We start from the raw sequence: 15,241 nt of genomic DNA, 5'->3' as shown, positions 1-15,241 counted from the left end.
ACAGCTTGAAGTGAATATTCATGGGCTCACTTAATTGGAAAGTCGAAATGTATTACTTTGTTCGTTCTCAGTCAACACTTATAGAATGAAAAGAGATATTGCAACTCCGAACCGGGATAAATTCATACTGACAGAGGAGTCATTTAATTTTCTATTGCCACCGTGCGAGAGAGAAACTCCCGCTAAAGATATTTCGTTCGTTTACGTACACATTGTATTTTAGTGTTTTAATAATATTTATAATTTCAAGGCATGAGTGAAAAGAACGAGGCTGAACTGGTGGGAGTCAAAGAAATCGCCAGACGCGCGAATGTGTCCATCGCCACGGTCGACCGGGTATTGCATAATAGAACAGGCGTGTCTCTTAAAACAAAGGATAAGATCAACGCAATCATTGCAGATCTGAATTATCAGCCGAACATCATGGCCAGGAGACTTGCTTCGAAAAAAGTACTCCATTTAGCTGTGTTGATTCCTTCGGTATCCAGTGAAACCGACTACTGGGCGGCACCGCTTGCCGGAATACTGCAAGCTGAGTCGGAAATTAAAGCGTATGGAATAACGATAGATAAGTTCTTGTTCGATCAAAACGATAAGGCTTCATTTCGGAAACAATCTGCAGCTCTTTTAAAAGGTGATTATGATGGAGTGTTACTTGCACCTATGTTCATCGAAGAATCTATGGAGTTTGTGGAAATCTGTCAAAAGCGAAAGATTCCGTATATATTCATTAATTCGGATGTCCCAAATGCGAATTGTCTTTCTTATATCGGTCCCGATCTTTATCATAGTGGGTATTTAGGAGCTCATCTCGCAAACTATCTTATAGACCGTGGCGATAGGATTCTTGTAGTGAATATATCTCAGGAGATAGATAATCATCATCATTTGCTACGCAAAGAGGAAGGCTTCAGGGCATACTTCAGTGAAAATGCACATATGACCGACATCTCGAAGGTCGATATCCGACAGACTGATTACCTTTCGGTTAAAAAAGAACTTACAATAGCATTGAAGGCAGGTAAAGTTAAGCTGATTTTCGTCACTAACTCCAGGGTATCTGTAGTGGCCAAATTTTTGGAAGAAACTGGGATCGATGATATTATTTTGATAGGTTATGATTTTATAAAAGAAAACATCGACGGACTGGTAAAACGAAAGATAGACTTCTTAATTTGTCAAAAGCCACAGGAGCAAGGTTATCGGGGAATCATGTTTCTTTACAATTATTTGGTCCAGTCTATTGCGGTCGATCGCACTTATTACATGCCTATTGATATAATTACGCGAGAGAATTGCCAATTTTATAAGAATTAAGCGGATTCATATTTAATATTTTAACCGATTGGTGAATTTTGTTGTAATATTTAGAAAGAAGTCGATATTTTCCTTATTAACTAAGTTTAGAACGCTCCTTTTATTTAATTCTGTAATATTATTTGGTTAATTAAAATTATGTTTTAATTTCGTGTACGTAACCGGAATTAATTATCGCTTGTTTTTAGCGTGGTATAGAAGTGTGTTGCCGGTATGGTGTCTCCTTAAGTGAGATAATAGAAAAAAAGAGGCGTTGGGATTGAAAAGGTATTTTCAATTTCGGGTACGTACACGAAATTAATATTTCCGTTTATTCAGTTGATTATGCGAATTAACAACATTCACTCATGCCTGCTCATTCTATTCTGGTTCAAACCGATGACCTTGGTCAGACAGCCTATATCGTGCAGAACGGTGAAGGGTAAAATCTGGGAACAGGCTAGGGGTGAAGCTTTGCTGGGTGTCTCCGTTTTGTCCGGAAGAATCTCAGGAATGCCAAAATTAACCTGTTATATAACCGCCTGATGCGATTAAAAAATTAGTATGAAGAGAATTTATTTTAGCTTGTTGCGTTGCCTGATATCCATCTGCTTCTTTTCTGCCGTACAGGCACAAAAGCGCGGTAAAGACATAAATTCATCCGATATCAGAATTGAATGGAAAGTGCTGGAAAATAACTTTCAGGGTAAAGGTGAAGCGATCTCGGTGTTGAACATCATTCCTGAAGGTTCGAATTCTCTGGGACAGTCTGGTTGGAAGATATACTTCAATTTTGGCCGTACAGTTGTTCCGTCAATTGAAGGACAGGGTTTGAACGTCAGGCATGTAAACGGCGGGCTTTACTATATCTACCCTCTACCCGGTTTCGAAGCCCCCGCAAAAGGCGGGAAGGCAACGTTTACCTTCCTTTCTGGCTCCTGGTTTGTAAATGAGAGTGATGCTCCTCATGGCTTCTACTTGGTCAGGGATGCTATGCCTGAGGAATATCAGGTGATCAGCAATGTGAAGGTGTTGCCACCTGACGATCCTCAAAATCTGGTGAGGTTTGCAGGAGATAAGGTGTTTAGTGCATCTGATCTGTTCAAAAGGAACGCGAAGTATGCGAATGAGGGTTCTGCAGGATCGGTTCCCCTTTTTCCTGCACCCCTAAAGTTTGAGAAGAAGGAGGGACAAGTGAACATTCTGGCTTTTCAGGGAATTGTTTATGCGCCCTCTTTTAAGGCTTCAGCGGATGTGCTTTCCCAAGACCTGTTCCTGCTGTCGGCAAAACGAATTCCAGTTGCTGATAATAAGGGAGGAAAAAAGCCGCAAATCTATTTGCTAAAAGATACCCTGAAAAGTGAGGCTTATAAGTTAAGTGTGTCTGCTGATCGTATTGAGATCCGGGCCGCAGATAATGCAGGGATCTTCTATGGTATTCAATCCCTGAAAACGCTGATAGAACCCGGAAAGCCAGGAATAAAGATGAAAGAGCTGAAAGTGCCGGCCTGCGATGTGTATGATGCCCCCCGCTTCGGATTCCGGGCTTTCATGTTGGATGTCGCCCGCAATTTTCAGCCTAAAAAAGAAGTATTGAAGGTGATTGACTTGCTTGCATTATATAAGTTGAACAGGCTGCATTTTCACCTCAACGATGATGAAGGCTGGCGCCTGGAAATTCCCGGCCTGCCTGAATTGGTGGAAACCGGAGGGCGAAGAGGTCACGGGCTGACAGAGAAGAATCAGCTTATGCCTGCTTATGGCTCCGGTCCCGACCGAGATATGGCCCCTGGAAGTGGTCATTATTCGCGGGAGGATTTCATCGAAATATTACAGTACGCACATGCAAGACACATTATGGTAATTCCGGAAATTGAGACACCAGGACATGCACGCGCGGCTATTAAAGCAATGGCTGCCCGTCGGAGCCGTTTATTAGCAATTGGTGATAGCATAGGAGCAACGAAGTACGTTTTAAACAGTGAGGGTGATGAGTCTGAATATCGCTCCGTTCAGAAGTGGAATGACAATGTCATGGACGTTTCTCTTCCATCTGTTTATAATTTTCTTTCGCATGTGACAGATGAAATTATCGGCATGTATAAGGAGGCTGGTAGTCCTTTGGAAACTATACATTTTGGAGGAGACGAAGTACCTTTAGGGGTATGGGAACGTTCACCAGCCTATGCGTCATTGAAAAAGGAACGTCCGGAACTAAAAGATACAGAAGACCTGTGGGATTACTTCTTTAAGCGGCTAAATTCAATGCTTAAAGAAAAAGGTCTGTTTTTGTCAGGTTGGGAAGAAACCGGCTTGCGTAAAACCGCTCTTGGGGGCAAGAAACGCTGGATTCCCAACCCTCTGTTTGTCAATGAAGGCTTCCGGGTAAACGTATGGAACAACATGTCGGGGAACGAGGATCTCGCCTATCGCCTGGCTAACGCCGGTTATAAAGTGGTACTGTCATTCGTGACCAACTTTTATTTTGACATGGCCTATCAGAATCATTTTAAAGATCCCGGATTTAACTGGGGAGGATTCATTGATATGGAAAAACCTTTCCGGTTTAAACCTTTCGACTATCTAAGCAATGTGAAGACCGACTACCTCGAGAAACCTCTTCATAAAGATATCATCAACAGGTCTGAGAAACTTACGGAATACGGTAAACAGAATATTGCGGGTATTCAGGGCCTGGTATGGTCTGAAACAGTGAAGAATCCCGAGCGACTCGAGTACATGCTCTTGCCAAGGTTACTGGCTTTAGCTCAGAAGGCATGGTCACCAATACCACAATGGGAAGAAGAAGCCGATACGGTATTAAGCAGGAAGTACTTTAATCAGGACTTTTCGGCCTTCCTCTATGCTTCGGGGCGGGAGATGAAGCGACTTGACACGTACTCGGGCGGATATTCGTATAGAGTACCTACGCCTGGCGCCACGGTTATTGAAGGAGCGGTCCACGCCAATACAGACCTGCCTGGTTTTACCATAAGATACACAGTCAATGGCGAAGAACCAAATGCAAAAAGCAATGTATACACAGGTCCTCTCAAAGATCGCAAGCGTATCGCGTTAAGGGCTTTTAGTCAGACAGGCAGGGGAGGATTAACTGTACGGGTTGACAACAGATAACCCATAAATAAGATCGGGTACGCACACGTAGTACTTAACACATATTTAAACTTTCACAATAAGCGTAAAATGAACAGTCACATGAACTCGCTAATGAAGACGCGATTGCGGCAACTATTAGTCCTTTCAGTAATTCTTTCTGACTTGCCCCTGATGGCATCAGAAATGTCTTCTCCCGCATTAAGGCAGGTAGTAGTTAACCCGGTTTCCAGACAGGAAATTGTTGTTAGCGGAGTGGTCAGAGATCAAGAAAACCAGGTACTCCCCGGGGTCAATGTCCGTTTGAAAGGTGCAACCATATCTACCGTTACCGATATTGAAGGAAAGTACCGGATAAAAGTTTCTTCAGAAACCAGCGTACTTGTCTTCACCTATATCGGATACCAGCAGCTGGAGCAAGTGGTTGGGTCAAAGCGGCAGATCAATATTACATTAAGGGATGATGCTCAGGCATTAAATGAAGTAGTGGTTGTCGGATACGGAACTGTGAACCGTAAGGACCTTACCGGCTCGGTAGCAAAAGTGGATATTGCCGATATCAACAAAGCACCGGTTGCTTCATTCGAAGATGCGCTGGCCGGACGTGTAGCCGGGGTTACGGTATCATCTAATGAAGGTCAGCCTGGCGCTGGTGTGGATATCGTTATACGAGGAGCAAATTCAGTAACTCAAAGCAATTCGCCCCTGTATGTTATTGACGGCTTTCCGATCGAAGACCCTACAAATGCAGCCATTAATCCTTCAGACATCGCGTCAATTGATGTCCTTAAGGATGCATCCGCAACGGCCATATATGGGTCAAGAGGAGCTAATGGCGTGATCGTAATTGAAACCAAAAAAGGGAAGGTAGGCAAATCGGTTTTAAGTTATGATGGTTCTCTGGGATTTCAGCATATCGCCAATACGATGAACATGATGAAACCGTATGACTTTGTGAAGCTGCAACAGGAGCTAGATCCAGTGCTGACTACATCGCAATATCTTACAGGAAGGGATCTCGAGTCTTACCGCAGCGAGCAAGGTTATGACTGGCAGTCCGAAATGTTCAGGACGGCCCCTGTTCAGATTCATAACTTATCTCTTTCCGGCGGTTCCGGACAGACGCGATATGCACTTTCCGGTTCTATCTATGACCAGGACGGAATCATTATTAATTCAGGGTATAAACGTTATCAGGGGAGGGTCTCGTTGGATCAGACGATATCGACAAAGCTGAAAGCAGGAGTGGTAGCGAACTACAGCGTTATCCAGAACAACGGACGAATCGCTTCTGAAATGGGAAGCAGCGGCTCTGCCTCCAGCTATCTGCTTTATAGCATCTGGGGGTATCGGCCGGTTGCCGGCAATGATGCAGATTTGCTGGGAGATCTGATTGACCCTGAGATAGAAAGTACAAATGACTTCCGTGTGAATCCGCTGATTTCCACCCGCAACGAGCAGCTGTTTTCTAAAAACAATAGCCTGACGGCGAACGCATATTTCACCTACTCCATTTTAAAAGATCTGAGCCTCAAGGTTACCGGCGGGATCAACAACCGAATGCTGGGAGAAAATGCCTTTTATAACTCTCAAACGTCTAAAGGTACGCCCCTGATACCGACAAATACCAGAGGCGTTTACGGTATTGTTGCAAATGAAGAACTAAACACCTGGCTGAATGAAAATACACTTACATATAAAAAGAAATTCGGACAGCATAACCTAGACATAGTTGGTGGATTTACGATGCAGGGCCGTACCTCTAAAAACTACGGCTTCACATCGCAGTCTGTACCTAACGAAAGTCTGGGTTTAAGCGGCCTGGATGAAGGTACGCCTTATTCAACTGTCGCAGCAGAAACGGAGAATACGCTCGCTTCTTTTTTAGGAAGGGTCAATTATAATTACAAGTCCAAATATCTGTTAACAGCTTCGTTCCGTGCGGACGGTTCTTCCAAGTTTGTAGATGATAACAAGTGGGGATATTTCCCTTCTGGTGCCTTTGCATGGCGGATGAGCAGTGAGGAGTTTATGAAGGGACTCACTGCGATCTCAGATGCGAAATTCAGGGTGAGCTACGGTATGACAGGGAATAACCGTGTTCCTGATTTCGCAGCACTATCCTCTCTGAGTTTTTCACCGGTTAATCCACTTATTACACTTCAAAACAACTACTCTTTTAACAACCAGACACCAGGTAAGGGCGTTATACCAGCAACCTTGGAGAACCGTGACCTGAAATGGGAGACAACCACCCAGCTCGATCTGGGTTACGACCTCGGCTTGTTTAAAAACAGGATCTCCATATCTGCCGATTGGTATAAGAAAGAGACTAAAGACTTGTTGCTGAACGCAAATATGCCCTACAGTACCGGTTACGTAAAAGCGCTGAAAAATATTGGCAGCATGCAGAACAGCGGTGTGGAGCTCAGTCTGAACACAGTTAATATTCAGAATAAGAACTTCAGCTGGAGTAGTAATTTTAACATCAGCTTTAACAAAAACAAGGTTCTTGGCCTTTCCGGTGAAGAATCAACATTGTTTTCGACAATAAACTGGGAAGTAGCGTATGAGAAGACACCGCTGTATGTTGCGGAGGTAGGTAAACCAGTAGCGCAATTTTATGGATATGAGTGGGACGGTGTATATCAATACGAAGATTTTGGGCTGGCGAATGGAGTCTATACCCTCAAACCAGGTATCACCAATAATGGCGCGACAGTTCAACCTGGTGATATCAAGTACAAGGATTTAAATGGTGATCTGACGATCAATGCAGACGACCGTACCGTCATTGGTAATCCCATGCCCAAACATACCGGTGGTTTTACCAATAACTTCCGTTACAAAGGCATCGACCTGAATGTGTTTTTTCAATGGTCTTATGGTAATGACATCTTGAATGCAAACCGGGTTATATTTGAAGGTAATGCACTTAATTACAAAAATCTGAACCAGTATGCCAGCTTCAATGACAGATGGACGCCTGAAAATCCAAGCAATACGCTTGCACGTGTTGGGGGGCAGGGACCAAGAGGAGTTTACTCATCAAGAGTGGTGGAAGACGGTTCTTATCTGAGACTGAAAACCGTATCTCTAGGTTATGAGATCCCTGCAAAGTTTCTGACCGGTATGAAGGTTAGCCGGGTGTATGTTTCTGCTTCGGCACAGAACCTGTTGACCTGGACAAACTACTCGGGAATGGATCCTGAAGTATCTGTCCGCAATTCTGCACTTACGCCAGGATTCGATTATTCCGCTTATCCACGTGCTCAAACGGTAACTTTTAACCTTAAAGTTTCATTATAGATCAATTATTTTCAAATGAAAACGATATTCAAACCAATTGCAATAGTTATCGCAGCTTTCACGTTGACGTTAAATTCTTGCAGCGATTTTCTGGAGACAACGCCGTCTGATTTTCTTTCCCCGGCAAACTACTATGAAACTGAGGAACAGCTCAATTTTGCGCTGAACGGAGTGTATGATATACTTGGACAAAGGGCAGTATACGGGGATGCGCTGATCAGCCGTATGGGTACAGAAGCCGACGAGGGCTTCTATAATGTATCCACTTTTGCCGGTACCCAGGTGTATAACCATTCAACTGCAGATACTTATGTGCTGAATCTATGGCAATTGTTATATGATGGTATCAACCGTGCAAACGTGCTGATTGAAAATGTTAATAAACCTCAGATGGACGAGGTGAAAAGGAATGATATCCTCGGCCAGGCCAAGTTTTTAAGGGCCTACTATCATCTTCTGCTGGTAAGCAACTGGGGCGATGTTCCTTTGATGATGAAGGCTACCAGTTCAGCGAATCAAACCAATGTGGAACGGACGCCGCAAAAGGACGTTTATGAAGCAATTTTAAAAGACATGGAGGAGGCTGAAGCCCTTGTTTTACCTGCCACAACAGTAGGCTTCGGAGGTAAGATCAACAAGTCTGCGGTCCGAGGGATCCTCGCCAGGGTTTGTCTTTATATGGCGGGTAATCCGGTTAAAGATACATCTAAATATCAGGAAGCACTTAAATGGAGCAAGATGATCATCGACGAAAATGTTCATGCACTTAACCCATCATATCAGGATATTTTTATCAACTATGCTGCTGATAAATATGATATCAAAGAAAGCATCTGGGAAGTGGAGTTTTGGGGAAATACCTCAGGTCCGTATCGTGAAGGAGGCCGGGTTGGAATTAACACCGGTATGCCGAATCCAAATACAGCAGCTTATGTTTATGGGTTTATTCAAACCACAGCGAAGCTCTTCAATTCATACGGATCTACAAAGGATCTCAGACGCGATTGGGCGATTGCTCCTTTCAGATACCAAAGCCAGGGAACGATTAAAGCGAATTGGAATGCTACCCAGATATACGAGCGACACTGTGGCAAATGGAGGAGAGAATATGAGGTGGTATCGCCAAAGTCAATGAACGATTCTCCGGAGAACTTTCCGCTTCTGAGATATTCGGATGTGCTGCTGATGTATGCAGAAGCAGAGAATGAAGTAAACGGACCAACAGCAGAGGCTTACACGGCCATCAATCAGGTGAGAAAACGTGCTTATGGGAAACTATTACCCGGTGCGACAAATGTCAATGAAGCAAACGTTCCGGCGGGACTTTCAAAAAAAGACTTCGCTGAATATATTCAGGCTGAAAGATCGAGGGAGCTCTGCTTTGAAGGACTTCGTAAATACGATTTGATCCGCTGGGGAGTTCTTGGAAGTACGCTAAAGGATCTGTCGGCTGAAATCACCGCCAACGCACCAGCAGCACTTAAATACGCAGCCAACGCGGGTATAAACTTTGTGGAGCCACAACACCTGCTTCTTCCGGTTCCGGTATATGAAATGGGTATTAATAAAGCACTAGTACAAAATAAGGGCTGGTAATGAGAACGATAGGAACACTGATCCTGCTCTTATGTATTTTTACCGCCATTGTTGAGGGAGTGCCATTACAGTCAGCCGATCCGGACTTCCGCATTGTTGGTTATTATAAGGGCGATCTGAAGAATTACCATGGCAAGATCGATTTCAGCAGGATCACACATTTGAATATTGCGTTTATTAATCCGGATGAAAGAGGGGTCTTTCATCCGGTCCCAGGGCTTACTGCACTGGTAGCAAGGGCGCATCAGCACAACGTGAAAGTTCTGGCTGCTATAGGCGGAGGCAAAGCACCGGAATATTATTCCAACCTGATTTCACAGCAACAGAGTACAGCGTTCGTGAAGAGTATCCGTGGAATGATGGATAACTACGGATTAGATGGGATCGACGTAGACCTGGAAGGTTCTTTGATCACGGCTGACTATGCAAACTTCATCCGGAAGTTGTCACGCGCGATTAAGCCTTCTGGCTTACTGACTGTGGCAGTTGCCAGTAACAACGCCAGCAAGCTGGATAGTGCTACTTTATCCGAGTTCGACTTCGTTAACATCATGTCATACGATAAAACGGGGCCGTGGCGACCCAATGATGCTGGTCAGCATGCTCCCTACACCATGGCCGTTGAGGATCTTGTTTTTTGGAAGTCAAAGGGGCTTAGCAGACGAAAGTTAAATCTTGGCCTTCCATTTTATGGGTATGGATTCAATTCATCCATATCCAGCATGTCATACAGTAAGATCATCAATACCTATCCCGGTGCTGATAGGAAAGACGAGTTGAAGCTGGATGATGGAGGGATGCTTTACTACAATGGCATACCTCTGATTCAGCGTAAAACAACTCTTGCCCTGGAAGAAGCTGGCGGTGTGATGGTCTGGCAACTGGCCCAGGATACCGTTGGAAAGAAGTCTTTGTTGTATAATATCAAACACGTTATCCAAAATTATAGACCATAATGACAACAAACTATATAAACACCAGAAATCCCTGGTTGCGACTGTTCCTTTTCGTGACCGTATTGACGGTTCTGTGGACACCGGCGCGATCGGCGATGGCGGCGGAGCGTTTTCCAGTCAGGGGCTTTCATATTGATCTCCGAATTCAGGTCATGAAGATGCCAGCACTTAAAAATTTTGCATACACATTGAGCAAGAATGGCATCAACACCCTGATTATGGAATGGGAGGGAACTTACCCATATAAGCAACACCCTCTGATAGCCAATCGCTATTCTTACACCAGAGAGGAGATCAGGTCTTTTATAACCTACTGTTCATCTATCGGAATCGACGTAATTCCATTGCAACAGAGCTTCGGTCACGTAGAGTATATACTCAGACATCAGCGATATGCTGAGCTTCGTGAAGACCAAAAGGACTATTCACAGGTTAATCCCTTGAAGGAGGAGCTAGCGAAAAAGCTTTTTACTGAGCTGTACAAAGACCTTATCTCTACTCATTCCTCTCCTTATATTCATATCGGCGGAGATGAGACATATTTGCTTGGCCACTCTCCGGAGTCGAAAAAGAAGGCTGAGCTGGTCGGAACGGGCCGGCTGTATGGTGATTATCTGAAAATGCTCTGTGATATAGTGATAAGCCTGGATAAAAGGCCGGTGGTCTGGGCAGACATCGCTCTGAAGTATCCGGAAGCTTTGCCTCTTCTGCCGAAGGAGACTGTTTTTGTCGACTGGAACTATGGTTGGGACTTGAACCGCTTTGGCGATCATCAAAAGCTTACAGAGCAGGGGTTTGAAATATGGGGTGCACCGGCCATAAGAAGCGGTCCGGATAATTATTACCTGACAGACTGGAAAAAACACTTTCATAATATCAGGGATTTTATCCCCTCAGCCCAAAAACTTGGATACAAAGGAATGGTGATGACCTCATGGTCTACATCCGGGATTTATTCGCCGGTTTTTGAGTCTGGTTCTGATATTACAGAGCTCTACCCCGTGCGACGAGTTTATCCCATAACCGGGTTCCGGATTCTGATAGAAGCGTATTTTGCCGCCTTAAAGACAGGCGGACCTCTTGATGTGGAGACTTTTATTCAAGGGTACGGAACTGACCGTTTCGGTTTCAACCATGAACAATCTTCTATGTTCCTCAAGGTAATGACCTTAACAGCCTTTGAGATTAATCAGGGAAAGATCAGCCCTGCCGGTGCAGACATCAACAAAGTAGTAGATAGTGCTGCTTTCGTCAGGGAGACGTTACATCGCTTAAAACCTGTTCGCAACAAGCAGGAGTACGAACATTTTCTGTTGATGGCCGATATCAGGTTAAGGTATTTGCAGTTCAAGCACATTGAGATACAGGTTAATGCAGAAACATTTGCCGCGGAGCAGCTACCCACTGTGTTGGCCGGGCTCCGCAGGCTGCAGAAGCAGCGCCCAGACAAACGTTATCTCCGTCTGAACAAGGCAACTTTTTATAGTGAGGAGCTTCAAGAAGAATTGCTATTAATGAATGGTGGCATCGACAGGCTTTATAAGCGCCTGAACAAAGTCACCACAAAGAATTAACCATGAGCACAACTATTAAAGTTTCCGAGATAGAGAGCCTGAGTAGAAGGGATAGTCTGATATCAATCACGATCATAGGCGTACTCTTCTTTATTTTCGGCTTCGTTACCTGGATCAATGCCATCCTGATCCCCTACTTCAAAATAGCCTGCGAGCTCAGCAATTTTCAATCATATCTGGTTGCATTTGCTTTTTATATTTCCTATTTGCTGATGTCTGTGCCTGCGTCATTCTTGTTGAAAAAAGCGGGATTTAAGGCAGGGATGATGATTGGGTTTTGGGTTATGGCGGCCGGCGCTTTTATTTTCGTTCCCGCAGCACTGACCCGAACTTACGAACTCTTTCTGACGGGACTTTTTACCCTGGGGATCGGCCTGTCTATATTGCAGACTGCGGCCAACCCTTATGTTACGATACTGGGACCGAAGGAAAGTGCGGCACGAAGGTTTAGCGTCATGGGTATCTGCAACAAGCTTGCAGGTATTATCGCTCCCTTACTTTTTGCTGCCGTGATCCTGCGCTCATCTGACAGTGAACTATTTGAGCAGTTGAAAACGATGTCAGGGTCTGCCAGAGAGTCGGCTCTTAACGAACTGATCAGGAGGGTTATTGTGCCTTATTCAGTTGTTGGCTGTGTCTTGTTTGCTTTAGGGCTTTTTGTTCGTTTATCTCCCTTGCCGGAGATCGATACGGATGCTGAAACAGCGGATCTGGCGGAATCTAACAGCGGTAAGAAGAGCATACTCGACTTTCCGCATCTTGTACTGGGGGCATTCGCCATTTTTGTGCATGTCGGATCTCAGGTAATAGCTGTTGATACTGTCATCGGTTACGCGCATTCGATGGACATGCCCCTGATGGAGGCAAAGGTCTTTCCGTCTTATACCCTCTCTGCCACCATTGTTGGTTATATCCTCGGTATCTCCATGATACCTAAATACCTCTCGCAAATTACAGCACTTCGGTTTTGTACGCTTCTTGGAGCGGTTTTCACGATCCTGATCATTTTCACCAGTGGCCAGGTTCATATCTTAGGACACCCGGCTGATATCAGCATCTGGTTTGTTGTTTTGCTTGGATTTGCCAACTCGATGATCTGGGCAGGGATATGGCCGCTCGCACTTGATAATCTTGGAAGATTTATAAAAATCGGATCGTCGCTGCTCATTATGGGTTTAAGCGGCAATGCCATCCTGCCATTGATTTACGGATACCTGGCCGATGAGGTCAATCTCAGAGACGCGTACTGGATACTGCTTCCCTGCTACCTCTACCTTATGTTTTACGCATTTAAAGGCTATAAGATCAGGAGTTGGACCTTATAGCTACACACCACTATACAGATGAATCATACCAATATTAAGATCTTCAATGGAAAGATCATTACTCCAAATCGTCTGATCGAAGGCGGCTCGCTGCTCATTTCGAATGGAAGGATTGTTGAGGTGAGTAACACGAATATAGAAGCCGATGATGCCATACAGATTGATGCTGCAGGCAAATATGTGTCACCCGGCTTTATCGATATCCATGTTCATGGAGGGGGAGGTCACGATTTTATGGACAACACCCTGGAGGCATTTCTAACGATTGCGAAAACACACGCACGATATGGAACCACGTCAATGACACCCACCACACTCAGCTGTGGTAGAAGCGACCTTATTCAGACCCTGGATCTTTATAAGATTGCTCATGCTATTAATACGGATGGCGCTCAGTTTTTAGGGATGCACATTGAAGGGCCTTACTTTTCCATGAAACAAAAGGGTGCGCAGGATGGTCGATATATTCGTGAACCAGATCCGGAGGAGTATATGCAGATCATCTCCGAGCACGACATCATCACCCGCTGGAGTGCCGCCCCAGAACTGAAAGGTGCGGTGGCGTTTGGACGATATCTGAGAGACAGAGGTATACTCCCGGCCATTGCGCATACTGATGCCATATACGAGGAAGTGCTGGAAGCCTATGAAAGCGGTTATACGCATGCTACTCACTTTTATTCTTGCATGTCGGGGGTGTCCCGCCGTAATGCTTTCCGGTATGCTGGAGTTATAGAGAGCGCCTACCTGATTGATGGGATGTCAGTGGAGATTATTGCTGACGGCATACACTTGCCACCGCCATTGCTTAAACTCGTATACAAGATCAAGGGAGCGGAAAAGACAGCGCTAGTTACAGATGCGATGCGCGCTGCGGGGATGCCTTCCGGAGAAAGCATATTGGGCAGTCTGAAAGATGGAACAAGAGTAATTGTAGAAGACGATGTTGCCAAGTTGCCCGACAGAAGTGCATTTGCGGGAAGCGTAGCGACAGCCGACAGCTTGGTACGTAACATGGTTCGCATGGCTGATGTACCGCTGATTGACGCAATAAAAATGATCTCACTCACACCAGCAACCATCATGAATGTAGATATGAAGAAAGGCTCCCTCACCGCCGGTAAGGACGCTGATGTAGTGCTGTTCGATGATGATATTAGAATAGATACGACAATCATAAATGGTAAAATTGTTTATAAGAATAATGACAATGTTTAATTTTAGAAAAAGCAATAATCTGGATGTGCGCATCTTTGAAAACAGACAATTGATGGGTAATGCCGCTGCCGCAGCCGTGATTGAAAAAATACAGGAATTGCTTGCTACAAAGGAGCAGGTCAATATCATCTTTGCGGCAGCACCGTCACAAGATGAGATGCTTGCTTTTTTGTGCGCGAGTGAGCATATTGATTGGAGCCGGGTCAATGCTTTTCATATGGATGAATATATCGGGCTGGAAGCAGATGCACCTCAAGGATTTGGGAACTTTCTCAAAAAGAGATTATTCAGCAGGCTGCCATTTAATTCTGTTCATTATCTGAACGGTCAGGCTGAAAGAAAAGAAGACGAATGCGAACGATATACCTCACTGCTGAAGGACTATCCCGCCGATATCGTATGTATGGGTATTGGAGAAAACGGGCATATTGCTTTCAATGACCCTCCGGTAGCAGACTTCGGTGATAAGTCTTTGGTGAAGGTTGTAGAATTGGATGCCGTGTGCAGACAACAACAGGTAAATGATGGTTGTTTTGCAAGCCTGGAAGATGTTCCGCGAATTGCATTAACGCTTACTATTCCTGCATTGGTCGCGCCCATGTATGTGTACTGCATAGTACCGGGACCCGCTAAAGCAGAAGCGGTGTATAACACTCTACATCAGCAGCTGACTGAGAAATATCCTTCAACGATTTTAAGAAGGCATCCACATTGTGTTTTGTTCCTCGATGAGCTAAGTGCGTCTTTAATATAGGTACGCTATATGCAATTTGCTATCTTTGCGGCTTCGCGATTTACTATGAAGAGATTTTTGATGCTGGCTTTGCTTTTGAGCGCGCCACCACTATTACAT

Annotated in this window: 9 protein-coding genes; all 9 read left to right on the top strand. The window is 44.7% G+C overall.

The genetic code is table 11. From position 1 onward, the window contains the following. The first annotated feature begins 252 nt into the window (after positions 1-252). The 9 genes from ACKI5J_RS10730 (at position 253) to ACKI5J_RS10690 (ending at position 15,142) form a co-directional block, all read left to right on the top strand. A complete protein-coding gene (locus tag ACKI5J_RS10730; protein WP_407429328.1) occupies positions 253-1,317 on the top strand; it encodes a substrate-binding domain-containing protein in 1,065 nt (354 codons plus the stop codon). Between the two features lie 543 nt (positions 1,318-1,860). Beyond that, complete coding sequence (locus tag ACKI5J_RS10725) at positions 1,861-4,431, top strand: family 20 glycosylhydrolase (RefSeq protein ID WP_407429326.1); 2,571 nt, start codon at positions 1,861-1,863, stop codon at positions 4,429-4,431. An 81-nt stretch (positions 4,432-4,512) separates the two neighbouring features. Then, positions 4,513-7,719 (top strand): SusC/RagA family TonB-linked outer membrane protein, encoded by a 3,207-nt coding sequence (locus ACKI5J_RS10720; RefSeq protein WP_407429324.1) that lies wholly within the window; start codon positions 4,513-4,515, stop codon positions 7,717-7,719. Positions 7,720-7,734: 15 nt separating this feature from the next. Then, positions 7,735-9,315: a RagB/SusD family nutrient uptake outer membrane protein gene (locus ACKI5J_RS10715; RefSeq protein ID WP_407429322.1), complete on the top strand. Its 1,581-nt coding sequence runs from the start codon at positions 7,735-7,737 to the stop codon at positions 9,313-9,315. After that, positions 9,315-10,271: a glycosyl hydrolase family 18 protein gene (locus tag ACKI5J_RS10710; RefSeq protein ID WP_407429320.1), complete on the top strand. Its 957-nt coding sequence runs from the start codon at positions 9,315-9,317 to the stop codon at positions 10,269-10,271. Before ACKI5J_RS10715 ends, ACKI5J_RS10710 begins: the two co-directional genes overlap by 1 nt. Continuing rightward, a complete protein-coding gene (locus ACKI5J_RS10705) occupies positions 10,271-11,845 on the top strand; it encodes a beta-N-acetylhexosaminidase (RefSeq protein WP_407429318.1) in 1,575 nt (524 codons plus the stop codon). Before ACKI5J_RS10710 ends, ACKI5J_RS10705 begins: the two co-directional genes overlap by 1 nt. A 2-nt stretch (positions 11,846-11,847) precedes the next feature. Then, positions 11,848-13,170, top strand: coding sequence for a sugar MFS transporter (locus tag ACKI5J_RS10700; protein ID WP_407429316.1), 1,323 nt, complete (start codon positions 11,848-11,850; stop codon positions 13,168-13,170). Positions 13,171-13,188: 18 nt separating this feature from the next. Then, positions 13,189-14,388, top strand: a complete 1,200-nt coding sequence (nagA, locus tag ACKI5J_RS10695) for an N-acetylglucosamine-6-phosphate deacetylase (RefSeq protein WP_407429314.1) — start codon at positions 13,189-13,191, stop codon at positions 14,386-14,388. Then, a complete protein-coding gene (locus tag ACKI5J_RS10690; RefSeq protein ID WP_407429312.1) occupies positions 14,381-15,142 on the top strand; it encodes a glucosamine-6-phosphate deaminase in 762 nt (253 codons plus the stop codon). The genes nagA and ACKI5J_RS10690 overlap by 8 nt, the downstream gene beginning before the upstream one ends. Positions 15,143-15,241 lie beyond the last annotated feature (99 nt).

The sequence above is a fragment of the Arcticibacter sp. genome, assembly GCF_045629565.1.
Classification (GTDB): domain Bacteria; phylum Bacteroidota; class Bacteroidia; order Sphingobacteriales; family Sphingobacteriaceae; genus Arcticibacter.
The sequence above is the reverse complement of the archived record's forward strand: the minus strand, read 5'-3'. Positions and strand labels throughout refer to the sequence as shown.